Raw genomic sequence first — 26,166 nt, 5'->3', positions numbered from 1 at the left:
GGGTGAAAGCGAAGTGTATTTCCGTAGCGGTAGGTTAACCGTCACATCAAGTTACGTCGCAGTTTATGTCAACTATGAAGATGAAAAGCAATAATGCGTGCAAAAACAGCCTTTGTTTTAATCAACTTTTTAATTCTATTTACATCATTTCTTTTTGTCTCGCTTCACGTTGTTTTTCAAAACAAAATTGGATAATACTCTGCTGATCCTTCTTAGCAATCACAGTAAATTTAATGGAGCCCGTTTGTACGGTTCCTTCTAGTTGTTTGATTCGAATTACTTCCGTTTCCGCGTACACATAATTTAATTTCCCATCATTCATAGGTAATACGATCCATAGATCTAACTTTTCATTACTTTCCATAGTTTTATCATTAGGTATAATTACCGATATACCTCCACCACTAATATCGGTTGATACAGTAGTAAATGGCTCATGATCTTCATTTCGTGAATGGACTGCTGCATCCACTGCCGTTTCAATTCTTACATATTGCCTTCGTTGAATCTTTTTTATTTTATTTTTCTCCGGTAATGTTATAGCGAGCGTTGGAATGGTTAATTTAACAATTGCATTAACTTCAGATGGGAATTTATATACGACCTGGTCTTCTCCAACATACGTAGCAATAAACGATGTCTTTTTTGGAAAAAAAGTAGTCCTTTTCGTTTTAACATCAATAGGATGATCAATAAATAAATAGTTATCATTTTTTTCTACAATTTTACAACGATATTTACATATCTCACCTGATTTTGTATCTCTTACTTCTAAAATGAGTAATCTTCCTATCTTCACCGTAAATCCCCCAAAATTATCAACTTGAAATCCATACTATGTACCCATTATTACAGAAAAATCAAAAAAGGGGAAGACCTAAGTCAATCCCCTAGATAATGAAGCAAATCTCATTTCCGTTCCATTTAGTTTTTCAACCTTTTCCTCCGTACCATCCATTGCATTAATAAATATTCTATACGTTTCATTATCAAGTACTCCTAAAAATTCATAGACAAGCACTTCTTCACCAAGGTCATTATCGATAACAGACATATGTTCTTCATGAATTTCTACTTCTGAATTTACTTTATCCTTTGCTTCCTTCTCAGATATTTCCGGCTCTGGAATATCTCTTTCTTTATGATTCATAAAATAATTTCTTGCAGTAAGACCTAGAATATCACCGTTATCTAAAGCAACTTTAACTTCTACGGCATCTGAATATACCCGAATACCATCTTGATTATATAAGAAAGAGTATACTCCAATGTTACCAAATTCATTACTTTGGAAAATAGTCATATCTTCTAATTCATTTTGTGCTAGATAAGCCTTTGCTTTTTCCAATCCTTCGTTTAAACTAATATCTTTACTGTTTACCGTTCTATTAACTAATAAAGTGAGAGGATGCCCTCCTTGGACTGACATATCCATAAAAGCATTTTCTTCATCATTTTTGTATGAAATGCTATATAAAGGTATGTCAGCCCCATCTCCACTTTCTGCTATGGTTAAATTTTCCTCATTATCTGCATTGAATAATTTTTTACTTTTCTGTAGTGCTTCGTTTTCATTTATCTTCTCGCCTGTTAAATGCTGATAAGCGTGCTCTTGTGAAGATGTGCCAATTATTGCAGAATCAACATTACTTTCTGCATATCCCTCCACCTTTTTCTCTACAGTTTTAAAGCCATCAACAATAGTATTATCAGCTTGTTCATCTTCTGTAGCTAATGCAAGCTGTACATCCATCCACCGTAAATTGTTATCTAATACAACATGCTGAACTTGTCTCATTTCATCTTTTATATCACCAGACTGTTTATATAGCTCCTCTAAACTCTTCGTTTCTTCATCTGATAGTGGTTCATTTTCCAAATCCCTAATGGCAGTACGGTATGTGAAATCACCTATATTGGAGAGGAATTCTTCCGTTTTATTAAACGGAATTAATGCCAAAGGCAATTGTCCAACGTTTGATAAAGCTTCTGATGTTAATCTCCAAATTTCTACCAACTGAGGTGAAAGTCTTTCTTGTGAATTCATTGCTAACGCAGTCCCAATTTTATCATGTAACAGATCTACATGATATGAAAGTTCATGAAATGAGCGCTGATAGGTATTTTCAGCCTGAATTAGAATGGCATTCTTTTCTTGATGTTCTTGATATCCCCAAAATGCTGTTCCAGCAATTCCAACTGTAAGAACTGCTATCATAATCCATCGAATCATTTTTTTCACACCTTCCTACTTACAAAATATATGCTTACCAATTCGCTTAATTTGTGGCCTTCCCCAAATCCAATCTGAAGTAGCTGTATCTGGGTTGAAATAGTACTGGGCATTACTAGATGGATCCCAGCCATTTATTGCATCTAATACAGCTTCTTTTGCGCTGTCATCAGGGGTTAACCATATTTGTCCATCTGCAACCGCTGTGAAAGCCCGCGGTTCAAATATCACACCAGAAACAGTATTAGGAAACGTTGGGCTTTCCACACGATTTAGGATAACTGCAGCTACAGCTACTTTCCCTTCATGTGGTTCTCCTCTAGCTTCTCCATATACAGCGTTAGCCATTAATTGAATATCGTTTTGCGAATAGCCTTGCGGGACGTTTACTGCTGTTTCATTTGTTTCTTCGGTTTCTGCAGGTGTTTCTCCACCTCCTCCAGCATCTCCTCCTCCAGTACCTCCTCCACCGTCATTTGGAGTGGTTTGTTTCTGATTATCTACACCACCATAATGCGTAAATTTATTGCCTTTCCTGATCTGATTCTTCACGTATTGTTCATCATAATTACTAGCATCAGCTAATTTTTGCTTTGTCTTTCCCCCAGCTAACCCATCTATATCAAGACCAAACTCATATTGAAAGTTTCTGAGTGCCCAATAGGTTCCCCATCCAAATACACCATCAATTTTCCCATTATAAAAACCCAAGTATTGTAATCTTGCTTGCAGTTCAATAACGTCTTCTCCTACTGCACCATGTTGAATTACTTGATTACTAAATGCCTCTACAGGTTTAGGGAATTGAGATGCTTGAAGTCCAATAGATATAAAACATATAATGATAAATAAAAGAGATAACTTTTTGTAAGTCATACTTTTTTCCTCCTGCTTCACAATAGATTGTGTTATCTATTTTTTGAGTAAATGTACTTTTTATGCATTAATATTAAAGAGTCAACAGGAGTTTTGATATGATTCAATAAAAAAACCTTTGCAGTCAACTTCTACAAAGGTTTCAGGCTCGCTTTTTCTCATTTGAAATTAAGTCTTCTGTTCTAATTTTATTAGCTACTGTTACTTTATGTAATCCAATTATCCAAAGTATAATCATAAATGGAATTAGTGGAAGCAACCAGTTACTTGAATACGTTTTTAAAATATAATTATATATTCCATGAAGAAGGAAGGGGGTAAAAAATGCGAGTAATATATTCCATCTTTTATATTGTGGTTGAACCTTTGCTTTTCCAAAATGGTAACCCATTATGACACCGAATAATGCGTGTGATGACACGGGAAACAAAGCTCTGGAGAAAGCGTACTGAATTCCATTACTAAATAGGTATAAAAAGTTTTCAACAGTAGCAAATCCTAAACTAATTGCTACTGCATAAACAATGCCATCGTAATGAGCATCAAATTCTGTATGATGAAAAATAATATAAATAAATATAAACCATTTAAAAAACTCTTCCATAAACGATACGACAATAAATGATTCGATAAGGTTATTATTACTAAACCCCTCTGTCGTAAACGCATACTGTAAAAACATTATTGGAAATACAAGCAACGCTCCGTACAAAAACATTTTTATGATTAACGGGAGTGGCTCTGTAATACGATCTTTTAGATAAAAGAATGACATTAAAGCCACAGTTGGTGCTATCCCCGCTGATAGTATCGAAAACATAGCAAGCCCTCTTTCCAATATACTTATTTCATCGTATCATTAAGTAATGATATTGGAAATAGTAAATGAATAGGCAGGTGAAGGAATTGAAAAAGATACTACTCATCCACACAGGTGGCACTATATCAATGGTTGAAAACAAGACTACCGGGGAAGTAAATACGACCAAAAATCATCCATTAACAGATCTATCTTATTACTTTCACACGTATGCCAATATAGAAGAAACAACCATTTTTTCACTCCCGTCTCCTCATGTTACACCTAACCATATGTTGGAATTAGCCCAAAAGATTAATCAGCTAAGTTCCATGTACGATGGCATTGTTATTACCCATGGTACGGACACACTTGAGGAAACAGCATACTTTTTAGATTTAGTATTGCAAGTGAATATACCTGTCATTATTACAGGTGCAATGCGTTCTAGTAATGAAATAGGCTCTGATGCACTTTATAATTTAATTAGTTCCTTACGTGTAGCAGTAGACAACGGAGCTGCAGATAAAGGTGTGCTAGTAGTAATGAATGACGAAATTCATACTGCAAGGAATGTAACAAAAACATCAACTAGTAACGTAGCAACTTTTCAAAGCCCGCAATATGGGCCAATCGGGATTATAACAAGAGATTCCATTATATTTCACCATACTGTTATATCTAAATATACATATCCAGTTGAAAATATAAGTAAGAACGTTTTTTTACTAAAAGCTTTTGCTGGAATGGATGAACAGATACTACAAGTAATTCTAAAAGCTAACCCGGACGGCTTAGTAATAGAAGCCTTTGGACAAGGTAACTTACCAAAAGATACGGTGGAGTCCATCGAACAATTTATAAAACAAGATATACCTGTTATTCTCGTGTCCCGGTCTTTTAAAGGAATTGTACAACCAATTTATGGATACCCAGGTGGTGGAAGACAATTAAAAGATCGTGGTGTTATTTTTGCAAATGGATTGACTGGACCTAAAGCAAGAATTAAATTATTAATAGCTCTAGAACAAACAAATAATTATGAAGCATTGAAAAATATTTTTGAAACGGAAATTTAAGTAAGTAATTTTGCCTAACATGATAAAGGATAGCAGTTTAAGTAACTAAACTGCTATCCTTTATGTTAGTTTGATTTCTGTGAGATTGCTTTTGCAATTAATCCGCCATGAAAACGTCCATTTTCAATAAATATTTCATTATTATTGTACCCAGCTGCTACTACACCAGCTACATAAATACCTGGAACATTTGTCTCCATCGTATTTTCATCGAAGTAGGGTCTCCCGTTGTCAGGATCAATGTTAATCCCTGTATTAGTTAGAAATTTATGATCTGGTTTATAACCTGTCATCGCAAAGACAAAATCATTTTTTACTTTTTTAACATTTCCATCAGCCGTATAATGTACTACATCATTGGTTATTTCAAGGATATCTGCGTTGAATTCCATGTGAACCTTGTTATTTCTGACTAATGCATCAAATTCCGGTAATATCCATGGTTTAATGCTTTTTGAATATACATCACCCCGGTATAAAACTGTTATTCCGGCACCCGCCTTGTAAAGTTCTAATGTGGCATCAACTGCAGAGTTTTTACCACCTATAACAACAACCTGTTTGTTAAAATAAGGATGAGCTTCTTTAAAATAATGCATCACTTTGGGCAACTCTTCACCAGGTATACTCAATTTGTTCGGTTGATCATAATAACCAGTAGCAATAATAACGTTTTTAGCTTGATACTCGACTGTTTCCCCATTACTTTTTTGTGATTGAAGAAAAAAACTGTCAGTTTTTTTTGTTATGTTCGTCACTTTTTCGAATGTATGCATACGCAATTTCATTCGATCCGCAACAGACCTATAATATGCTAAAGCTTGACTTCTTACTGGCTTTTGTTTTTCGGTTATAAAAGGGATTTCCCCTATTTCCAGTTTTTCACTTGAACTAAAGAATGTTTGGTGGGTTGGAAAGTTAAAAATAGTGTTTACTACATTTTCTTTCTCAATTATTAATGGATTCACGCCTTGTTTTTGTAATTCGATGGCACATGACATTCCACAGGGGCCACCCCCAATAATAATCGTATTTTCTTTATTCATTCTACGCACTTCCTTTACTACATAACATTAAAATAAATCACCATACGAAAAAACTCCTATCTAAATATACATGATAGGAGCTTTTTCGTCATTTGTTACGAATTGATTGAATTAATATCTTTTAAACCCAACCTCTAAAGCGTGAAGCTTCTGCCATCTTTCTTACACCGATCATATATGCTGCTAAGCGCATATCAATTCTTCTTGTTTGGGCAGTAGTATAAATAGAATTAAACGCTTTGACCATAATTTTTTCTAATTTTTCCTCAATTTCCTCTGCTTCCCAATAATAACCTTGATTATTCTGTACCCATTCAAAATAAGAAACTGTTACTCCGCCTGCTGATGCAAGTACATCAGGTACAAGTAAAATTCCTCTTTCGGATAATATTTTTGTAGCTTCCATTGTAGTCGGACCATTTGCGGCTTCTACAACAATACTTGCTTTTATTCTATGAGCATTTTCTTCGGTAATTTGATTCTCTACTGCAGCAGGCACTAAAATATCGCAATCTAATTCCAATAATTCTTGGTTTGAAATTGTCTTATTAAAGAGTTTGGTTACCGTTCCAAAACTATCCCGTCTATCTAGTAAATAATCAATATCAAGGCCTTCAGGATCATGTAATGCACCGTAAGCATCAGAAATACCTACCACTATGGCACCAGCATCATGTAAAAATTTAGCTAAAAAGCTACCAGCATTACCAAAGCCCTGAACAACAATTCTAGCACCTTTTACATCTATGCCTTTTTTCTTAGCAGCCTCTTCAATACAAATTGTAACACCTTTTGCAGTTGCAGACTCTCTACCATGTGACCCACCAAGAACGATTGGCTTCCCTGTAATAAATCCAGGATTATTAAATTCATCTATACGACTATACTCATCCATCATCCATGCCATGATTTGTGAGTTTGTAAATACATCTGGTGCAGGAATATCCTTTGTTGGACCAACAATTTGGCTAATTGCTCTAACATAACCACGGCTGACACCCTCTAATTCACGAAATGACATTTCACGCGGATCACAAACAATACCACCTTTTCCACCACCATAAGGTAAATCAACAATTCCAGCTTTTAGACTCATCCATATCGATAATGCTTTAACCTCTGTTTCTGTAACATCTGGATGAAATCTAATACCACCTTTGGTTGGACCAACTGCATCATTATGCTGCGCCCGGTACCCAGTGAAGATTTTAATAGAACCATCATCCATTCTGACAGGGATTCTAACTGTCATCATCCGAATTGGCTCTTTTAATAATTCAAATACCTCATCTGGGTAACCCAATTTATCCAATGCATTTTTTACAACAGTTCGTGTTGAACTTAATACATCCATTTTACTACTTGTCTCTTTGGTAGAATCTGCTGCTTTATCGGCTACCATGAATTTACCTCCTAGAATATCTAATAAATAATTTATAATATAGCTGTACTCAGAGATTAGTATACACGTTCATAATAAATATGCAATAAAATAAATCTAATTTATAGAATTAATTCCTGAAATAAATGGAAGCGATTTCATAGGCTGTTTAATTATTAAAAAATGTTTATATTTCTAAGACTAATTTATCAATAAAATGAGTTAATGATTTGCTTCACGGCATCTGTTGATATAATTGTTTTTCCATATTCCTTCAATCGGTAAGAAGTAATAATACTGGGTGTTGAGAATTCAGACATTACAGCAATAACATCTTCTTTTTTATTAGCGCCTAGTTCCTTATCAACAATAAGCATGTAATAGTGTTCATCCATGTAATATATGGATCCCCCAGTTAACCCAAGTGAGGATAAGTATGAAGATACTTTAATGATATTCTCAAAATCATCAAAGGAAAATATTAATTCTTTACTTTCGTCCAACGTTACCTTCATCTCAATGAAATCCTCATCCCAACTTTGATTTTCAATTTTTTGTGTTACAATTACATGCATTCCCTGAGCTTGCATTAGATGGACTTGGACTAGTAACATACCTTCTAATTCAAACCCAAGCTCCGAACTTGCTTCATACATCATGTCACTAAACAGGTTTTGAACACTTGATGCATCATGCCATAAATCTTCTTTAGTAAAACCCCGTTCAATTAAATCATCAAAAGTTAAAAAAATGGTAAACTGACTATCAGATACTCGTTCTATACGCATGTAGCATCCCCCCTTTGCAACTCCATATTTGTTAAGACGTTAGTTTTATTTATTACTATACTATATGCTGAATAGCTTTTTGTTGAACGGGATAAATGCTATTCTTCATAATTTTTAAATGTTAAAACATGACATTCAGCTTTGGTTTCCAATCGTAAGGGCAACCTAGTATACCCATATCCTTCACTAACCAATACGTTTGTTTGATTATACAGCTTTAATCCACCTTTTTGATACATTCCCATGCCTAAGATCCTTATTTGACCTCCATGAGTATGTCCAGCTAAAACAGTATTAATTTGCTGTTGGGAAGATGGGTTTAAGTCATAAAATGATGATGGATCATGTGTTACCAATACAATATAAGATCCTTCTGCTTCATTCATTGCCATATCTATACGTGCTTCACTATACCTACAACAATCAAGGCCCGCTATACTCATAACTTGATTGTCCTTTTTTATATTTATAGCTGAGTTTGCCAACTGTATAACACCCTCATCCCGTAATATATCATATAGGTCTTCGGGATGTGCTTCATAATCGTTATTGCCCCAAATAAAATAAACCGGAACCTTCCATTGTTTTAATTTCACAATATTTTCCCGTACTCGTTCAAACGATACCCCTTTTTCCATTAAATCTCCACCAATGATGACAATATCTATCTTCTCATTTATGGATTGAAGCGTCTTTAAACTAATTTTTCTCCTATGTATATCAGATATAAAGAATAAACGAAATTTATGGAAAGCATAAGGCAATTGGTTGTCCACAATCGTTTGGCATTTAATTGTATCATGATGTGCCAGATATACCATATAAAAAATAAAAGAAATCAATGCTACTATAATAATAATTACATAGATCACCCTCATACTTCCCTTCTACTTTGTATGTAACCTTAGCATAACATTAACTTTGATTATGATTAAAACTAGTTGAATAGGACTAACCGTATATGTCATACATATGTAAAGTGTTTATATGCTATGAAAGGATGATTTTATGTTTACACAATACAAATACTGGCATCCATATGTTAGTCCTCATGATCCTTGTCCACCAATTCGTGTTAAAAGTTATAATACTCCCCCGCAGCTTTATATTAATTTCCAACCACAGGGATTAGCCCAATTTAAACCGAATGAAGCTTTATTTCATGGTACACTATGGCCTGAATTGTATAGCCCTTACCCTGACCCACACAAAAGAGGTGACCAAAATGGATAAGGTACTTCCTAAAGAGTATTATCAATTAATGGAAGAAATACAATCCGTTGACTTTGTCCTCGTCGAACTAACGTTATATTTAGATACTCATCCAAATGATTACGATGCAATTGAACAGTTTAATTTATTCTCCAAGCAAAGTAAAGACCTAAGGATTCGTTTTGAAAAAAGTTTTGGACCACTAATGCAATTTGGCAAAAGCTATTCCAACTACCCATGGGATTGGGGAAATGCTCCTTGGCCATGGCAAGTTTAAGAATTAGTTGTGAAAGCTAATTATAGCAAGAAAATTTTAGGAGGAGATACAAAGGTGTGGAATTATGAAAAAAAGCTACAATATCCTGTCAAAGTCCGAGAATGTAATCCACGTTTAGCAAAATTTCTCATTGAACAATATGGTGGTGCTGACGGTGAACTAGCAGCGGCTTTACGTTACCTAAATCAACGATATACGATTCCTGATAAGGTAATTGGATTGTTGACAGACATTGGTACAGAAGAATTTGCCCATTTGGAAATGATTGCTACTATGGTATACAAACTTACCAAAGATGCAACTCCTGAACAATTAAAAGAAGCTGGACTTGGGGGGCATTATGCAAACCATGATAAAGCACTTTTCTATCATAATGCAGCTGGTGCTCCGTGGACAGCAACTTATATTCAAGCGAAAGGTGATCCTATAGCAGACTTGTATGAGGACATTGCAGCAGAGGAAAAAGCAAGAGCAACTTACCAATGGATTATAAATATGTCAGATGATCCAGAACTAAATGATGGGTTAAAATTTTTACGAGAAAGGGAGGTTGTTCATTCCCTCCGATTTAGAGAAGCTGTTGAAATTTTAAAAGAAGAGCAAACAAAACAAATATACTTTTAATTACGATAGAAGCAGGTACCGTTATTTTTATACGGTACCTGCTTACATTGTTTTTAGAAACTGCTAAATAAACTAACTATTTCTTCTTCCCATAAATAATATGCAATTGCTACTATACTTAGAATAAGTATAATAACTACATATAAGCGAAGATATGGTCTGCTTACTTTTATTTTTGTCCGCTTTCCTTTTTCATTATGCACTTCTTTTCTAGTTGGTAAGTTTAAAATATCAACTTCCCTTGTTGGAACGGAGTCAGCAATATAACTACTACTCTTTTTTTCTTGTGTAGTTTCACTTTGCTGAACTTCATTTAACAGCTTTCGTAATTCATTTGCTTGGTCGTCACGTTTTTTTGATTGATTGCTCACTAGTAAAACACCTCACCTTTGAAAACGGATTAATATCCCTAATAAAAAGTCTACAATGAAATGGGCTGTTATGGTAACAAATAAATTCTCTGTTACTACAAACATATATCCAATATAAAAACTTACAAACAACACCGAGATAAGTAAAACAGGTTTTTTTAAATACCGGATATGAACGATTGCAAATATAACACTTGCGACAATATAGCCAAAGCTTGTTTGAAGCACACCTCTGAATAATAGTTCTTCAGATATAGAAACAATCAATGCAATAACAAAAATATCAATAATAGTACGGTTTTTAAATATCCTTTTATTGATTCCACCATCATCATAATATCGTTTAGGAAGAGTATAGATTAAAACGATATCAATCAGAACGACCAGTAAACCTGATAACACTCCATAGTAAAAAATTTCTTGTATATCCCAATTAAAATAGTTAACCCACTGTGTCAATTTGTTAAATAAAAAGAAACTTAGGACGATACTTATGATTATTAATAATAATTGTGACAGCATTAATTGTCTTTTCAATTCATCATCTGAAAGTGATTTAATGATTTCACTCTGCTTCATTATATTCTCCATTAATTAGTAAACTCTTCAATCTTGTTTGCCAGTTATCGCTATTAATAGGTGTATATTCTGTTTGTTCAGGACGCCATGCTGAGAAATCAAAACCGCAATTAGAGCAACAACTATATTGTGGGTCGTTAAAGGAATCCTGAAAGCTTTTGTATAAATGTTCACGTAAGCAGCCTCTTTCATAAATCCAATGTAACATCTCGTTTAATTTATCTTCTTTAAGTAAAAGCCGGGATTCGATTAAGTTAATTATGGCAGTAAATGCCTTATCCCAAGTCAACCTATCATACACAATTTGATTTCCATTAATCATACCATGCTTTTCAAACTGATAGTGTAGAAAACGAAATTGTGTCTCTCCAATATGAAATGTTTCCTTCACTTCCTGTTCATTTTCGGGTAATGCTAATTTTCCTTTATAAAGTTGTAACATTTTATGAAATATAAATGATACATCACTCTTTGGTGGTAACTCTCTTTTAATGAGTTGTGCTGGTATGTATGGATCGTTATTGGAAAATAGTAATAAACTAATACTTTCTCCTCCATCTCGACCAGCTCTGCCGATTTCCTGAATATAAGATTCTATTTGAGGAGGAAAATGGTAATGAATCACTAAACGAATATTACTTTTGTTAATTCCCATACCAAAAGCACTTGTACAACAAATCACATCTAGTTGGTCATTCATAAATTGTTGTTGAATGGCAATTCGATCCTGTTGCTCCATCCCCCCATGATAAAAGGCTATTCGTGTTGATGTAACATTTTTGCTGAGTATTTCTGCTACTTGTTCGGTAGTGTTTCTACTTGAAAAATAAATTATGGTTGGGACACGGAACTTCCCCACTAAATTTGTTATCTTACTAATTTTATCACTGTCAGTAGTTACTTCCTGGACACAAAAAGTGATATTTTCCCGGTCCATAGGGTAAATATGCTTTATAATGTCCGGGCGGTTCAAGGCATCTATAATATCTTGTTGAACATTCGTGGTTGCCGTTGCGCTTAAAGCTAAGATAGGCGGATTATTCAATGTATCTATAATAGATCTTAACCTTAAATAATCTGGTCGGAATTCATGCCCCCATTGGGATATACAATGTGCTTCATCAATTACGAATAAACTAACTTCCAATTTCGATAGTTGATCCATCAACTGCTTTTGCTGCAGTAATTCAGGTGAAACGTAGATTAATTTATACTTATTAAGGTTTTGATAAACCTTATTCCTTTCCGCTCGATTCATAAAACTATTTAATGCGATTACTTCTTTAAACCCATTAGCCTTTAATTGTTTCACTTGATCAATCATTAAAGAAATTAACGGCGAAACAACAATCGTAATACCATTTAAGAGCTTTGCTGGCAGCTGATAACATAGTGATTTTCCAGATCCTGTTGGTAAGATTCCAAACACATCTTTTCCATCCAAAATATCAACAACTATTTCCTTTTGTCCAAGACGAAAGGATGAATAGTTAAAATGCTTAGATAGAACTTCGTCAAGTTGATTGCTTTTCTTCATATTCTTCACCTGTTTTTATGGAAAGTTTCGCCATGGCGATTACCAATCTTATTTGAAAATAGGATATATTGGCATCAATAATGTGTTTAATATCTTTTAGTTTAAAAGAATTTGTTTGTTTTATAGCATTAATTATATCTTGTTCTTCATCCTCATTTACATAGTTATGTTTTGGAAAATGCTCATCATTTAATGCAATTTCTATCACATGATCGTAAATCGTATTGACTTTTAACTTTCTATAGGCAGCTATCTCGTAAATTGACAAGTTTTGATTTAAGAGATGATAAGTCTCTTTAGCAGAATTTGTAATAAATACGTTATCGGTCATGTCCTCCAGTAATAAAGACATAACATAGAATTTAGATTTGTCACTATTAATGGTATCTAGTAATCGATGAACAATTCCCACTAGATGTATATAAACATTGTGTACATCCAGATTATATTTAGTTGCCAATTGATGACTGCTCATCCCAACACGTTGAAACCCTGTTAGTCGGTCAACAAACAATCCCGCTTCGAGATCAGTTAATTGATTTAGTAGTGTGTATAATTCTTCATATATACGATGTGACCATTCATTTTTATTATCGATTCTGGTATGATAAAGCGTTCTAACCCATGTAGTGATAGAAGATTTGTCTATAATTGGTATGAATGAATAATTGTTCATTTTAATATTTGTTAGTGTTTGAATTAGCAACAATAGCCGCTGAGAATAAGTAATACCAGTTTCAATATATTTTAAGCCATTAAAATATTCAAAAGGTAAATCTGTTCGATTTTGATCAAGCCATTTTTCACCAGCAGTAGTCGGTATAACAAACGACTCTCCACGAACTATAAGATATTCGTGACTGATCAATTCAGCTATTATGTTATCAAAATCTTGCTTAGGTAATGATTTATAGATTCCAAAAAATTGATCAAGTCGATAGGAATGTGCATCTTGAACAGTTTGAATGGATTTTTTTCCAGTGATTAAATGATATATCCCAGAAACCGTTCTAGCTTCTTGTAAGTGGGAACAACATTTAATTATTATACCTTCCATTAACAAGACGATGCACCTCTTTACTTGAATGTGTATTCTTTGTGACAGTTATATCAATTAAAATAGTAACATGATATAGGATTATTGAAATGTATATATATCAGATTTACAATAGTTATGTAAGATCCCTACCGTTACAAAGGAGGTAACATGTATGCCTAAATATACTATAGTTGACAAAGAAACGTGCATTGCGTGTGGTGCATGTGGTGCCGCTGCACCTGATATATATGATTACGATGATGAAGGAATAGCATATGTCATAATAGATGAGAATTCGGGAAAAACTGCAATTCCAGAAGACCTAGAAGATGATATGATTGATGCATATGAAGGCTGTCCCACCGATTCTATTAAAATTTCTGAAAAGCCTTTTGATGGTGATCCTTTAAAATATGAGGATGATTAGAAGCTTATAAGTGCTGATTTCATACAAAATGAAATCAGCCTATTTTATGTGCAGTATCCTCAACTACCTCCATTACATTTTCACCTAAGGTATGTTGAATAACTTCACTTTTACGAAAAAGCGCACACAATGCAATAGTTGTAGTCCAATTTGCATGGGAACGTTTCTTTTCTATTTGCACAAGTGTCTTTTTTGATATTCCCAACATGGATGACATACGTTCTTGTGTCAAATTATTTTCGACACGGACTAATTTCATTCTTGCAGATATTTTGTTTATTAGTTGATTTTGATCCATCCAATATCATTCCTATATATAGAAATTATTCTATCTATTATCATAATTCTCATTGATAAAAAAGTCAAAAGAGGTTTATTAAAGAAATGGGCTGATTTCGTAAAATTTGTTGCTTCTGAGAGAATAGATATAAAATGCGACGTAACTAGATGTGACGGTTAACCTACCGCTACGGAAATACACTTCGCTTTCACCCATCCGGGTACAAGTGCGACATCTGCTTCGTTTCACTGCGCAGTGTCTTCTACCCGTGGGCGGCTGATGAGCCTCCTCGAGCTAACGCTCTGCGGGTTCTCAGGCTAGGCCTCTGCTCCCACAGGACAAGAAAAGCTACATAGCTAGACATCGCACGCAGAAAATCGGTTTGTATTTTCAAGGAGTCTACGTGTATTTCCTCCGCTGTTATTTCCGTTACTGTCGTGGGACTGTATCTGTATTGATAAAACACCTTACCAGTTTGGGTGAGCGGAGGGCGGTGACTCCTGCGGGAACAGCACGTGTCCGAAGACCCCGCAGAGCGGTTTTCCGCTTCGGAGGCTGAGGCCGCGCCCGCGGAAAGCGTCCGTCCGTAGCGATCCCGGACGGCGGCAATAGAAATAAGCCTAAAGTTATGTCGCAGTTTATATCAACTATGAAGATGAAAAAGCAACAATTCGTGGAAGAAATAAGAGCTCTAACCGTTACAGCGGTTAGAGCTCTTATTTCTATTGTGATGGCGTTATATATATTGGATTCACAGACAACGGAACATCGATTGGTTTTGATAATTCATAAACACCAATGCTATCTAACGTTGTATTTTCAAAAACTACCGTATCATAACCATAGCTTTTGGCAGTCATTAAAACCGCATCAACCATATTAAGCGTTACTTGATCATTTATTAATTCAGTTTCATCTGTAAATCGTATAACAAGCTGACTTTCATTCATTTGAGTAGAAAAGTTGATATCCTCAGGTATTGATTTATAAACGCTAAATTCCTCTTCATCATTTTTCATTTCTTGAAATGCCTCTTCTAATGTCAAGGGATCTTGTTGGATGATTGGTATTAAAAAATCCCTTTTTTCCGCTGATGCATTATAAACTTTATAAATTTCATTTTCACTGGACTCAATAGGCATCTCTTCTAGGTTGCCGATTGGTCCTAAGTCAACACCTGGACTTTCTTCTGTAGTAAATAAAATTTTATCAATCTGATATGGTCGAAACATCCTGGATAAGCTATCTTCAAACAAATTTGGATTAGCTGAACCTTCTCCAATGGAAAATCCAGCAGGAAAGTCCATTACTACTTGATCATTCGATTGTTCTATCTCGAAAGTAACATTATCAAATTTGTATTCACTTATACCCCATTCATGCTCGTTCAGATAATTATCCAATTCATTATAATAAACTTCGAGATCATCTGTTTTAGGAGCCATGATAGATAAAGGAATAACATATTGTGCTTGATTATCGGCAACAGCTACATGAATAATCGTATACGCCTCATTTGGTTCATGAACAACATAATGCTCAGGTTGTTTATCCAGTAAACTAATTTCGGGTTCGGCTTGATCTAAATCTGCTGATGATCCTTCTTCTTCACCTTCATAGGATTCCATAGTGGAATTTTCATTATTTTCCATGCTTTCATCTGAGGAGGATGTATCAAATGCTCTATCTGTGGATTCTTCCCCACCTGTATCATTCATATTATTATTTAATAACGAAGGAAGCATTACTACAACTAACATAATTGCAAAAACAGTGCTTGCAACTGGTATAAGTGCATTCCTTTTACTCTTTTTTGAAGCTGTTTCACCTTTTGTTTTTGAGGAGATACGCTGATAAAGTTCTTCTTTTGTTTGGCTATCTTTTACTTCAGGTAATTCATTCAAACTTTTTATAATTTGCTGATCCGTCTTATTACGTGATTTCATAAAGTATCTCCTCCTTCCTGTTGTTCTTCACTCACATATTTCCTTAGTGTTTTTAATCCTCTATGCTGAGTTGTCTTAACTTTGCTTATACTAAAATTTAATATGTCAGCAGTCTCCTGAATGGAAAATGACTGTATGTAACGTAAAATCAATACACTCTTTTGATCGGGACTACATCGATCGAGATGGTGATATACCTTCTTCAATTCCTCATTTTGTATTGTAATTTCATCTGGCAATGGTTGTTTATCTTGTATAAATTCTCCTTTTTCTTGCCAGTCAAAAAAATCAGTGATTCGATTTCGCTTTCTTTTTTGTGCACGAAAATAATCAATTGTCTTATGTCTAGCTATAGAGAATAACCACGTTTTTAACGTACTATCACCTTTAAAAGACGTATAAGAATGCATTACTTTTATATAAACTTCCTGAACGAGGTCTTCTGTGGTTTCTTTGTCTTTAACCATATAAAAAATAAACTGATATAAATCCTGATGATACTTGTCGTATATTTCATCAAAAACGGCCTTCATAAAGATCCTCCGTTCACCCATTTAGTCGTTTCAACACCAAAAATGTTACACTATATTTCTATAATATTAAAGAATAAGAAAAATACCAACCATTATTTGGTTGGTATTTTTAAATATAGGTTCATTTCGTAAGTTTTGTTACTTTTTTAATCCTCACAATTGATATATAATGCGACATAAATTCAGATAATGGTTAGTGCTTTTACTCGCTCTGGAAATACATTTAGCGCATCTTAGGGCGGCTGGTGAACCACCACGTGCTGAAGCACTTTAGTGTCTCACCTATGCCTATCCTCCCGCAGAACAAGGGAAGCCACGGCAGGATTACATCGCACGCAGAAAAAGTGATTTCCTTTTTCAAGGAGTCTTCGTGTATTTCCGCCGCTGGTATAGCGTCCAGAATAAAACAACATCTTGAATTTCGTTTTTTTAAGGTAAACTGCCACTTTTATGATGGTTGCTTTTCGCTGCGGGCAGTCGACTCTAAAGGAATAGCACGTGTCCGAAGAGCGCTTTTTGCTTCTGAGGATGGCTGAGGCCGTGCCCACGGAAAGCGAAGTGTTCTGCCGAAGCGGTTGTATAGCACTCATAGATGGAGAAAGCAAATCCTCGAGTAAGTTATGTCGCAATCTACATCAATTGTGGAAAAATGACAGCCTAAATATAAATAGTTAATTATCAAATTTTGTAGACTTTTGACTTATTGGAAAATCCAAATAGTGCACCATTCAACCATGAAATTTATTAATTCTTGAACGTGTAAAAAAATGTGAAATAATTGGATAGATCAGGATGATGAATACCGCATTCCCTACTGCGTGATACGTATCAAATGGTAATCCTGCAAGATAATACGGTAAAAACTTACCAGTTATTTGATAGCTGGTTAACGAAATAACAAATCCATAGAGATAGCCACTAAAAATAGAGAAAATCACGATTAAATAGATAGGGATTCTTATAGGTAATTTACCTAGCAGACCACTTATTAACCCTATTAATCCCCATGAGATCACTTGCCAAATTGACCATATTCCCATGCCCAAAAGCATGTTTGACAAAAATGTAGTCAATACAGCTAGAAATATAGCTGCAACAGGACCTAAAAATAAACCACATATAATAATTAATGCTGTTACTGGCTGAAGGTTTGGTAAAAACGAAAAAGTAAATCTCCCCACGACAGCCATAGCTGCTAATAAAGCCAGTAATGTTATTTTATACGTAGTCAACTACATCATTCCCAGGCCTGAAGGTCGAACGTTACACGATCATCAACTTGTAACTCTAATTCATTAGCACCTACAGCTCCCATTTCATCGTTCACAAAAAACATCCAAGCCTTTTGTTCACCTTCTTCAGGAGCCTCTCCTTCAATAGAAGTAATAAAACCCTCATCTTCTTCAATATCAAAATTTTCCTGCATTACATCCATTAAAATAGCCCCATCCTCAATAGGCACCTCTTTTTCTGTGACTATTTCTTCTCCATTATCCTTTGAAATAGTTATGTCAACTGAACCTTCATTTTCTTCACTACTACTCGTATCATCAGAAGCACAACCCATCAATAAACCAAATACTAGTAATAACGCTGTTAATTTAAAAAACATTTTGTTCATCTTTCTCATTCCTCCACTATTTTTATTGAGGAGACTGGCATTGGACAACCAAAAAAGCTAACCCTTCTCACAAGAGTTAGCAATAGTAGACGACAATCGATACATTATAAATCCATATGTATTCGGTTGTCCCAATTGCTTAACATCCTCGAAGCATTGAAACAGTTAAACATGGCAGGTCTACTGACTTGTGATTTTAACCTACTTTAAGTCCCTTCCCATATAAATGTTCATATAGTGGCTATCACTTATTTCGTATCACTTACAGTTGCGAGGACAGTTCTAGTTTTTCACTAGATTCCCTTTTAAGCAAATGCACCAAATTCAAAATATTATATTCGGTTTCATTACAACTATCATCATATCATAATGCACTCTAAAATCAATATTTATTTTGCTGTAGGTGTAGGTATTTTAAATGTAAATGTCGTTCCTTCATTTACTTTACTATTCACTGAAATAGATCCATTGTGAGCATCAATTATGTTTTTAGCAATCGCTAGCCCTAAACCAGTCCCTTTTTTCTTAAGGTTTCTAGTTCTGGATTTATCAGCTTTATAAAACCGCTCAAATACAAAGGGAAGATCTTCCTCAACTATACCACTGCCATTATCTTCAATTGCTACTACTAATTGTTCATTGCATTCCACTGAAATATTTACATAGCCATTGTCATTCGTATGTCTAATGGCATTATCAATTAAATTGGTAAAAACTTGTTCTATTCTGTCAGGATCAATTGCAATTGCATCAGTTTTAATATTTTTTATAAGATTCAGTTCTACTGAGTTATCTTCTGCCAATCCACTAAACTTCTTCGTTATTCGATCAACAAATGCTTCTACGTTAATCGGTTCTTTATTTAATTGGATATGTCCAGCTTCCATTCGAGCAAGATCCAATAATTCATTTACCAGGCGACCCATTCGTAATGATTCTTCATAAATAATTTGAGCTAATTCGTTTTTCTCATCTTTACTTTCTGCCACATCATCTACAATAGCCTCACTATAGCCTTGTAGCATCGAAATAGGTGTGCGCAGCTCATGTGAAACGTTAGCAATAAAGTCTTTTCTCAATTTATCTAGGCGTCGTTCTTCCGTCATATCACGGATTACAGCTACAGCACCCCGTACAAACGTTTGATCATATAATGGAGTCATAATCATAACCCAAGTACGTCCTTGTAGATTAATCTCCCGTAAGGTTTCTTTTTCTCCCTCAATTACTTCTTGTAAAATTTGATTAAGTGGTTCTGGAAGTTTTTTGTTATCTTCATTAATGGTTATATTATGTTCAAAATACCAATCCTCAATAAACCGTTCAGCTGGGGGATTCGTTACAATCATATCTCCATTTCGATTAAGTGTAATCACACCATCTGCCATAGAACTCACAATACTGGATAATTGCTCTTTTTCCTGCCTCAACGCATTTATGTGAAACTTTAATTGCCTTCCCATTCTATTAAAAGCCATTGCCAACCCACCAATTTCGTCATGGGTTAATATCGGTACTTTTGTGTTAAATTCTCCTCTTGTTAAGTCAAATGCAGCTTCTCGCATTTTGATTAGTGGTGCTGTAATACGTGTTGAAAGGAAAAATGCAAAAATAGTAGTTAAAATAATTGCTATACCAGCTGCTAGGAAAATTATTTTTGTCGTTTCTGCCTTTGTCTGATCAACAACATCAAGTGATTGATAAACAAAAACAGCACCATTAACTCCAGAGACTGGTGTACCTACGATCATTACCTCTGCATCACTATTTGGCAGCATCATTTGTTTTTTCACTTGTTCATTTTTTGATAAAATGGTAGTCAAATCTTCTTCATTCTGAAACCATTCTTCTTCTAATTCTAATAAGTTTTGATCATTACTGTTTGAGGTCCACACAGAACCATCATTAAAAATGATAGCTATACGACTAGCTGGGTCTTTCACGCGTTCTGTTGTTTCAAATAGTAATGATTTATCATCATATTGTTCTACCATCACAGAAACTTTAGTCGCTGTTTGCATCATGTCTTTCTCAGCTTCTTCTATGTGGAACGTTTCAAAAAACTCTAATAGAAAAATGGTTAATATAAATAATACAAAAGAAACTAGCAATAAGATAGTTATTGCTAGTTTTCCTACTACACTACGCCAAAACATTATGCATCATCTACCTCAAATTTGTATCCAACTCCCCAAACAGTTACAATCATCTTTGATGCCTCTTTGGAAACGTTGTTTAACTTCTCTCTAAGCCTTTTTACATGTGTATCTACTGTACGTAAATCACCAAAAAATTCATATTGCCATACTTCTTTTAGCAAGACCTCTCGATTAAAAACTTTATCCGGTGACTTTGCTATAAAACATAATAATTCATACTCTTTTGGTGTCAAACTCACTTCATGACCATCTGCAGTTACACGATGCGCATCATGATCGATTGTAAGATGAGGAAATACCACTATGTCTTTAGGTGGCGTATCTCCTTCATTAAAATGAGAAAACGACATCCTTCTCAATACAGCTTTCACCCTTAATACAACTTCTCTTGGACTAAATGGTTTTACAATATAATCATCTGTACCAACTTCAAATCCTTGTACCCTGTTAGCTTCTTCGCCTTTTGCAGTAAGCATGATGACAGGAGTTTGCTTTTCTTTTCTTAATTCTTGACAGACCTCTATTCCATCCATTTCAGGCATCATGATGTCTAGTAAAATCACATCATACTCATTGTTTAATGCAAGATCCAACGCTTGTGTTCCATTTTCAGCTTCTTCAATGACAAAGTCTTCACGTTCTAGGTACATCTTAATTAAACGACGAATTCTATCTTCATCATCAGCTACTAACACCCTTATATTTTTAGCCATTGTAATCCCCCTTTGCTACTCTAGTTAAAGTATAAACCAACTATTATAAAAAGTATAAGAAAACAAGACACAATTATCGCAAAATAATAAATGCCTTAGTTTTGATGAGTTTATGCATAAGAATGAAGTCCTGCTAGAATTAGGTTAACAGCAATCAGGTTGAACATAATTATAGCGAACCCACCTACAGCTAACCAAGCAGATTTCTCTCCATGCCATCCTCGTGATAATCTTAAATGTAAGAATGCTGCATAGAAAAACCATGTGACTAGTGCCCAAACCTCTTTTGGATCCCATCCCCAGAAGCGATCCCAAGCAATTTGTGCCCATATAGAAGCAAATATTATCCCACCTAAAGTAAACACTGGAAAACCAATTGCTACAGCCCTGTATGATATTTCATCTAATAAATCGGGTTTAGCACTTTTTAGAAATGGTTGAATAGCAGCACCGATTCTCTTTCTTAAAACAAGTCTGAGTAATACATACAGAATCGAGCCTGTAAAGAACGACCAAATTAATGTATTAAACTTTCTTGCAGCATCAGCTCCTTGCATCCAACCTGGTGTTTTAAACCATGGTTTCATGACGTCTCCTGTGATCAATGTACCACCTTCTGGACCAGTTATAGCTGGCAAATGATAGTCTGCTGTCAATGTGCTATTACCTGAAGGATATTCAAATTGCACGTTATAATTTACAGCATTGAATGTAACTGTAATTACAATAAATCCGACAAACACAATTAATGAAAATAGGACGATTTCCAACCAGGTAGTTCTTTTACTTTTAACCGTTTGGTCTATCTGTCTAATTAAATAAATTAAACCAGCAACAAAACTGATTGCTAATATCCCCTCTCCTAAAGAAACGGTTGTCACATGTATATACAACCAATGACTCTGTAAAGAAGGTACTAATGGAGAAATTTCAGTTGGAAACATACTAGCATAAGCTATTACGATTAAAGCTACAGGTAAAGCAAACAGTCCTAAAATACTTAACTTATATATAAAGTAAATTATTATGAATGCAAATACCATAGCCATTCCAAAGAATGTCATAAATTCAAATAAGTTACTTACTGGAGCATGGCCACTTGTTAACCATCTTGTGATGAAATAAACGATTTGCGCAATAAAGCCAATAATAGTGAGAGTAATTCCAATTTTACCCGACACACCTATTTTATTATCCGTACGTTTGTCCTTGATCGTTGCCCCAAAGAAAAAGGTAGCAATTAAATAAAGGACAAATGCTGTATATAACATGGTACTACTAATACCAAGTAAATTACCCATTCTAGAAAATCCTCCTTCATTAGAAAACCTCGGCACTCCCCTTATCATTAATGGCGAGTGCCAAAAGTAAACCTCATACTAATTTATTTAAATTAACACTACTATTCATCCAATTCTTGCTGGTCTTCTACCATTTTTACATTTGTATCTAATATAACTCTTTCAATATCTTTTTTGATTCCAAACCAGTTTTTGTTCGTGTGTGCTGCTAATAATAAACTTCCGTCTTTCGGATGTATCCAAATTCTTCTATGCTGCCAGTACATCCCTTGTATAACCCCAATCATAAAGATAGCCGCTCCTATAGCAAAAAATGGTAATGTATAATCTTTTCTTACAGTTAAGCCACTTACATTATGCATTTCAAAATCTTCAATACCTAGTTTATATTGATTTTGATTTGTTGCATCAATATTTCTACCAATACCAACAAAGCTAATTTCAGCTGTTTCGGTATCTGGGGGATAGACTTTAAATACAAAAGCCGGATTTCTTGGGAAATTTGTTTCAGATGCAGGTTCACCATCATCCAAGTAATAATCAGGATAATACTTATCTACTTCTATACGAAACCCGTTATCCAATTCATGATTAGCTTCTGGTGATGTTAAATCAATCGTAAAGGTTCCCATTGCTTCTTCATTTTCATCATCAGCTTCATGTATTTTAAATTCCATACTACTGAACTCATTTAATTGGTATCCTGCCTGATATAGTGAAAATCCATCAAGCTTTAACGGATGGTTCATTCTAATTTCATCTTCTGTAACTTTTTCCAGTTCAGGATCAGCGCCTACTACTGAATTTTCCTTTTGTTTATATATAGCTACATTCGTTTGGTAATTACTCGCTATCATTCCACCTTCTTTCATGATAGCGTCTTTAAAGCGTTCATCATTTTCATCGTGTGTTTCTAAAATAAATTGTTTGTTTTCGATATAATATTCCCTATCTGTACCCGGAATAACAATTTGTTCGCCTTCTCTAACCCATACATATTTATCCATATATAAAGCTGAACTAAATCGTAGTACTGCTGCTAGCAATATAATGATTAATCCAATGTGATTTACATAAGGACCCCAACGGGAAAATCTCCCTTTTTCAGCTAAGATATGACCATTGTCTTCCCTAATTTTATAACGTTGTTTTTGTAATTCATTGATTATTTTTTGCTTATCGTCAGAACTAATATTCTCCGTTTCACTGTACAAACGTTGCCTATTTAGAAATGTCTCATGGCGTTTTGCTTTTTGTCTTTTTAATGCCTTGTATAACGGAACAAATCTATCAATACTACAAATAACTAGAGATATACCAATAAGTGCTACTAAAATCATGTACCACCATGAACTATATAATTCATGAAAACCTAATTGATAATAAATTTGCCCTAACAAACCATATCGTGCTTCATAGAATATGGCAGGATCTCGTGATTCCGCATCGGCTGGTATGTACATTTCTTGTGGGAGAATTGTTCCAACTGCTGAAGCAATTAATGTGATAACAATTAACCAAACGCCTACTTTAACAGAAGAGAAAAAATTCCATACTTTATCGACAATTGATTTATTATAAGTTTGCGATCGTCTGGCACTTCCATCATAACGCATATTTAACAGTTTCTTTTGATCATTTCCGTCAATATGCTGATTTCCTTCGATCGGTTTTCCACATGCTTCACAAAGGACTGTCCCTTCAGGATTAACATGACCGCATTCGCATTTAATATTTTTCATTAAAATCCCTCGCAATAATAATCCATTCTACAAATCTTCTGGCTGTATCTCTTTAAAATACCCTTCTAGCCTTTCTAATGTTAATGCTCCATTAACTACTTCTTCGATTTCACCATCCGGGTTAATAAAAAAAGTACTTGGAATCGGTCCCACATCGTAAAGATCCATCACTTGTCCGTCTTTATCATGAGGAATCGGAAACGTTAAATCATACTTGTCAATAAATTTATCAACAACTAATTCCGTATTATCTAAACTTACCGCCACTATTTCTATACCTTTTTCTTTATACCCAGGATATAAATTTTGCATGTACGGCATTTCTGCTTCGCAAGGCTTACACCATGTACCCCAGAAATTCAACATTACACCTTTACCTTTTAAATCACTAAGTTGAATCGTCTCTAATTCATTATTTTTATTGATTTGCTGCAATTGAAAATCGGGTGCTTGATCTCCAGCTCTGTATGTAGAATTATCTTTTGTGAAATTTGTAACTAATGCATACGCTACAGCAACTAATAATATAGCTAAAACAATAGTTCTAAAAATTAAACGATTTCTTTTTTTATTCTTTTTCTTTTGTTTTATTTGATCTAAATCCATTAGGATCACTCCCCAACACATTATATCACGTAACCGTGATATTAAATTTGACTATTATACGACAATTTACAATGTTAATTGTCGTAATTTTTTCACTTCGTGGGGGGTCAACTTACGATATTCTCCCGGTTGAAGTCCATCAACTGTTAGCACACCATATTTTTCTCGTTTGAGTTTAAGTATTGGGTATCCTAACTGCTCCATCATTCTTCTTACGTGACGGTTTTTTCCTTCATGCAGTGTTATTTCGATTATGGTAGTCTGCTTTTTCTTATCTGTTGATAATATCTTGTATCCTACCGCCTTTAGAAGATCATTCTCTGATTTAACACCTTTTTTTAACTGCATTAAGTGATTTTTAGTAGGTATACCTTTAATTTTTGCGACATAAACCTTATCTACACCATGACTTGGATGCATTAATAAATTAGCAAAATCACCATCATTTGTTAGTAATAACACGCCAGATGTATCGTAATCCAATCTGCCAATAGGGAAGACTCTTTCTTTAACATCAGTTAAATAGTCGGTTACTATTTTTCTATTCTTATCATCCTTTAAACTTGAAATTACTCCCCTTGGTTTATAAAGTATATAATGGACTGGCAATTCTTTCTCCAAAACTACACCATTAACTTCGATATCATCATTTGCGGAAACTTTTGTCCCTAATTTAGTTGTAACTTTATTATTAACTTTAACTTTCCCATCTACAATAAGCTGTTCTGCTTTTCTCCTTGATGTTACACCACTTTGAGCAATAACTTTTTGAAGTCTTTCTAAATTTGCCATTTTATCACCAAATCTTTAATTTATTTTTTATTAAAAGCTGTTTTCGTAAAGTTTGTTACTTTTGAGCGAATAGATATAAACTGCGACGTAACCTTGATGTGACGGTTAACCTACCGCTACGGAAATACACTTCGCTTTCCGTGGGCGGCTGATGAGCCTCCTCGAGCTAACGCTCTGCGGGGTCTCAGGCTAGGAGGCTGTCCGA

At 34.6% G+C, this 26,166-nt stretch carries 28 protein-coding genes and 1 riboswitch; of the genes, 5 read left to right on the top strand and 23 right to left on the bottom strand.

Going from position 1 to position 26,166, the window contains the following annotated elements:
- Positions 1–139: 139 nt before the first annotated feature.
- The 4 genes from ACFQ3N_RS14090 to prsW all read right to left on the bottom strand — a co-directional run bounded on the left by ACFQ3N_RS14090 (position 140) and on the right by prsW (position 3,929).
- Entirely contained in the window at positions 140–799 is a 660-nt protein-coding gene (locus ACFQ3N_RS14090) for a flagellar brake protein (protein WP_390363175.1), read from the bottom strand.
- A gap of 78 nt (positions 800–877) precedes the next feature.
- Positions 878–2,233, bottom strand: coding sequence for a germination protein YpeB (ypeB, locus tag ACFQ3N_RS14085; RefSeq protein WP_390363174.1), 1,356 nt, complete (start codon positions 2,231–2,233; stop codon positions 878–880).
- 15 nt (positions 2,234–2,248) lie between these two features.
- Positions 2,249–3,109, bottom strand: a complete 861-nt coding sequence (gene sleB / locus ACFQ3N_RS14080) for a spore cortex-lytic enzyme (RefSeq protein WP_390363173.1) — start codon at positions 3,107–3,109, stop codon at positions 2,249–2,251.
- A 142-nt stretch (positions 3,110–3,251) separates the two neighbouring features.
- Complete coding sequence (gene prsW / locus ACFQ3N_RS14075) at positions 3,252–3,929, bottom strand: glutamic-type intramembrane protease PrsW (RefSeq protein ID WP_390363172.1); 678 nt, start codon at positions 3,927–3,929, stop codon at positions 3,252–3,254.
- Positions 3,930–4,015: 86 nt separating this feature from the next.
- Here prsW and ACFQ3N_RS14070 point away from each other — a divergent pair, with 86 nt between their 5' ends.
- A complete protein-coding gene (locus tag ACFQ3N_RS14070) occupies positions 4,016–4,987 on the top strand; it encodes an asparaginase (protein WP_390363171.1) in 972 nt (323 codons plus the stop codon).
- A 65-nt stretch (positions 4,988–5,052) separates the two neighbouring features.
- Here ACFQ3N_RS14070 and ACFQ3N_RS14065 read toward each other — a convergent pair whose 3' ends face one another.
- The 4 genes from ACFQ3N_RS14065 to ACFQ3N_RS14050 all read right to left on the bottom strand — a co-directional run bounded on the left by ACFQ3N_RS14065 (position 5,053) and on the right by ACFQ3N_RS14050 (position 9,080).
- Positions 5,053–6,033, bottom strand: coding sequence for a YpdA family putative bacillithiol disulfide reductase (locus ACFQ3N_RS14065; RefSeq protein ID WP_390363170.1), 981 nt, complete (start codon positions 6,031–6,033; stop codon positions 5,053–5,055).
- 121 nt (positions 6,034–6,154) lie between these two features.
- Positions 6,155–7,435 (bottom strand): Glu/Leu/Phe/Val family dehydrogenase, encoded by a 1,281-nt coding sequence (locus ACFQ3N_RS14060; RefSeq protein ID WP_390363169.1) that lies wholly within the window; start codon positions 7,433–7,435, stop codon positions 6,155–6,157.
- 188 nt (positions 7,436–7,623) lie between these two features.
- The gene (locus ACFQ3N_RS14055) at positions 7,624–8,202 is read right to left on the bottom strand and encodes a genetic competence negative regulator (RefSeq protein WP_390363168.1); all 579 of its coding nucleotides are present in this window, start codon (positions 8,200–8,202) and stop codon (positions 7,624–7,626) included.
- A gap of 98 nt (positions 8,203–8,300) precedes the next feature.
- Positions 8,301–9,080 carry a metallophosphoesterase gene (locus ACFQ3N_RS14050; protein WP_390363167.1) on the bottom strand — a complete coding sequence of 260 codons (780 nt, stop codon included), beginning with the start codon at positions 9,078–9,080 and terminating at the stop codon, positions 8,301–8,303.
- Positions 9,081–9,210: 130 nt separating this feature from the next.
- On the opposite strand from ACFQ3N_RS14050, the gene ACFQ3N_RS14045 reads away from it, so the two are divergent.
- From ACFQ3N_RS14045 to ACFQ3N_RS14035, 3 genes are read left to right on the top strand one after another with little or no spacing between them, the layout of a single operon-like run.
- Complete coding sequence (locus ACFQ3N_RS14045) at positions 9,211–9,435, top strand: spore coat associated protein CotJA (protein ID WP_390363166.1); 225 nt, start codon at positions 9,211–9,213, stop codon at positions 9,433–9,435.
- Positions 9,428–9,691, top strand: coding sequence for a spore coat protein CotJB (locus tag ACFQ3N_RS14040; protein WP_390363165.1), 264 nt, complete (start codon positions 9,428–9,430; stop codon positions 9,689–9,691). Before ACFQ3N_RS14045 ends, ACFQ3N_RS14040 begins: the two co-directional genes overlap by 8 nt.
- A 54-nt stretch (positions 9,692–9,745) precedes the next feature.
- Positions 9,746–10,315, top strand: a complete 570-nt coding sequence (locus ACFQ3N_RS14035) for a manganese catalase family protein (RefSeq protein WP_390363164.1) — start codon at positions 9,746–9,748, stop codon at positions 10,313–10,315.
- Positions 10,316–10,368: 53 nt separating this feature from the next.
- Here ACFQ3N_RS14035 and ACFQ3N_RS14030 read toward each other — a convergent pair whose 3' ends face one another.
- From ACFQ3N_RS14030 to ACFQ3N_RS14015, 4 genes are read right to left on the bottom strand one after another with little or no spacing between them, the layout of a single operon-like run.
- Entirely contained in the window at positions 10,369–10,686 is a 318-nt protein-coding gene (locus ACFQ3N_RS14030; protein ID WP_390363163.1) for a hypothetical protein, read from the bottom strand.
- Positions 10,687–10,698: 12 nt separating this feature from the next.
- Positions 10,699–11,265: a CPBP family intramembrane glutamic endopeptidase gene (locus tag ACFQ3N_RS14025; RefSeq protein ID WP_390363162.1), complete on the bottom strand. Its 567-nt coding sequence runs from the start codon at positions 11,263–11,265 to the stop codon at positions 10,699–10,701.
- Positions 11,252–12,802 carry a RecQ family ATP-dependent DNA helicase gene (locus tag ACFQ3N_RS14020; protein WP_390363161.1) on the bottom strand — a complete coding sequence of 517 codons (1,551 nt, stop codon included), beginning with the start codon at positions 12,800–12,802 and terminating at the stop codon, positions 11,252–11,254. Before ACFQ3N_RS14020 ends, ACFQ3N_RS14025 begins: the two co-directional genes overlap by 14 nt.
- Positions 12,780–13,859 carry a helix-turn-helix domain-containing protein gene (locus ACFQ3N_RS14015; protein ID WP_390363160.1) on the bottom strand — a complete coding sequence of 360 codons (1,080 nt, stop codon included), beginning with the start codon at positions 13,857–13,859 and terminating at the stop codon, positions 12,780–12,782. The genes ACFQ3N_RS14020 and ACFQ3N_RS14015 overlap by 23 nt, the downstream gene beginning before the upstream one ends.
- 154 nt (positions 13,860–14,013) lie before the next feature.
- On the opposite strand from ACFQ3N_RS14015, the gene ACFQ3N_RS14010 reads away from it, so the two are divergent.
- The gene (locus ACFQ3N_RS14010; protein ID WP_390363159.1) at positions 14,014–14,268 is read left to right on the top strand and encodes a ferredoxin; all 255 of its coding nucleotides are present in this window, start codon (positions 14,014–14,016) and stop codon (positions 14,266–14,268) included.
- A gap of 34 nt (positions 14,269–14,302) precedes the next feature.
- Here the strand turns inward: ACFQ3N_RS14010 and ACFQ3N_RS14005 are convergent, their stop codons facing one another.
- The 11 genes from ACFQ3N_RS14005 to ACFQ3N_RS13955 all read right to left on the bottom strand — a co-directional run bounded on the left by ACFQ3N_RS14005 (position 14,303) and on the right by ACFQ3N_RS13955 (position 25,961).
- The gene (locus tag ACFQ3N_RS14005) at positions 14,303–14,566 is read right to left on the bottom strand and encodes a helix-turn-helix transcriptional regulator (protein WP_390363158.1); all 264 of its coding nucleotides are present in this window, start codon (positions 14,564–14,566) and stop codon (positions 14,303–14,305) included.
- Positions 14,567–15,270: 704 nt separating this feature from the next.
- Entirely contained in the window at positions 15,271–16,494 is a 1,224-nt protein-coding gene (locus ACFQ3N_RS14000; RefSeq protein ID WP_390363157.1) for a hypothetical protein, read from the bottom strand.
- Entirely contained in the window at positions 16,491–17,027 is a 537-nt protein-coding gene (gene sigX / locus ACFQ3N_RS13995) for an RNA polymerase sigma factor SigX (protein ID WP_390363156.1), read from the bottom strand. The genes ACFQ3N_RS14000 and sigX overlap by 4 nt, the downstream gene beginning before the upstream one ends.
- Positions 17,028–17,755: 728 nt before the next feature.
- Positions 17,756–18,259 carry an ECF transporter S component gene (locus ACFQ3N_RS13990; protein WP_390363155.1) on the bottom strand — a complete coding sequence of 168 codons (504 nt, stop codon included), beginning with the start codon at positions 18,257–18,259 and terminating at the stop codon, positions 17,756–17,758.
- Between the two features lie 5 nt (positions 18,260–18,264).
- Positions 18,265–18,648: a DUF4430 domain-containing protein gene (locus ACFQ3N_RS13985; RefSeq protein ID WP_390363154.1), complete on the bottom strand. Its 384-nt coding sequence runs from the start codon at positions 18,646–18,648 to the stop codon at positions 18,265–18,267.
- Between the two features lie 156 nt (positions 18,649–18,804).
- Positions 18,805–18,986: riboswitch (cobalamin riboswitch) on the bottom strand.
- 51 nt (positions 18,987–19,037) lie between these two features.
- Entirely contained in the window at positions 19,038–20,804 is a 1,767-nt protein-coding gene (locus tag ACFQ3N_RS13980; protein WP_390363153.1) for an ATP-binding protein, read from the bottom strand.
- The gene (locus ACFQ3N_RS13975) at positions 20,804–21,520 is read right to left on the bottom strand and encodes a response regulator transcription factor (protein WP_390363152.1); all 717 of its coding nucleotides are present in this window, start codon (positions 21,518–21,520) and stop codon (positions 20,804–20,806) included. The genes ACFQ3N_RS13980 and ACFQ3N_RS13975 overlap by 1 nt, the downstream gene beginning before the upstream one ends.
- A gap of 110 nt (positions 21,521–21,630) precedes the next feature.
- Positions 21,631–22,821, bottom strand: coding sequence for a cytochrome c biogenesis protein CcsA (gene ccsA, locus ACFQ3N_RS13970; protein ID WP_390363151.1), 1,191 nt, complete (start codon positions 22,819–22,821; stop codon positions 21,631–21,633).
- Between the two features lie 101 nt (positions 22,822–22,922).
- On the bottom strand, positions 22,923–24,563 hold the full coding sequence (gene resB / locus ACFQ3N_RS13965; RefSeq protein ID WP_390363150.1) for a cytochrome c biogenesis protein ResB: 1,641 nt from the start codon (positions 24,561–24,563) through the stop codon (positions 22,923–22,925).
- A 27-nt stretch (positions 24,564–24,590) separates the two neighbouring features.
- The gene (gene resA, locus ACFQ3N_RS13960; protein WP_390363149.1) at positions 24,591–25,169 is read right to left on the bottom strand and encodes a thiol-disulfide oxidoreductase ResA; all 579 of its coding nucleotides are present in this window, start codon (positions 25,167–25,169) and stop codon (positions 24,591–24,593) included.
- Between the two features lie 66 nt (positions 25,170–25,235).
- On the bottom strand, positions 25,236–25,961 hold the full coding sequence (locus tag ACFQ3N_RS13955) for a pseudouridine synthase (RefSeq protein ID WP_390363148.1): 726 nt from the start codon (positions 25,959–25,961) through the stop codon (positions 25,236–25,238).
- Positions 25,962–26,166 lie beyond the last annotated feature (205 nt).

Source organism: Virgibacillus byunsanensis (genome assembly GCF_042675965.1).
Classification (GTDB): Bacteria; Bacillota; Bacilli; order Bacillales; family Amphibacillaceae; genus Virgibacillus_R; species Virgibacillus_R byunsanensis.
The sequence above is the reverse complement of the archived record's forward strand: the minus strand, read 5'-3'. Positions and strand labels throughout refer to the sequence as shown.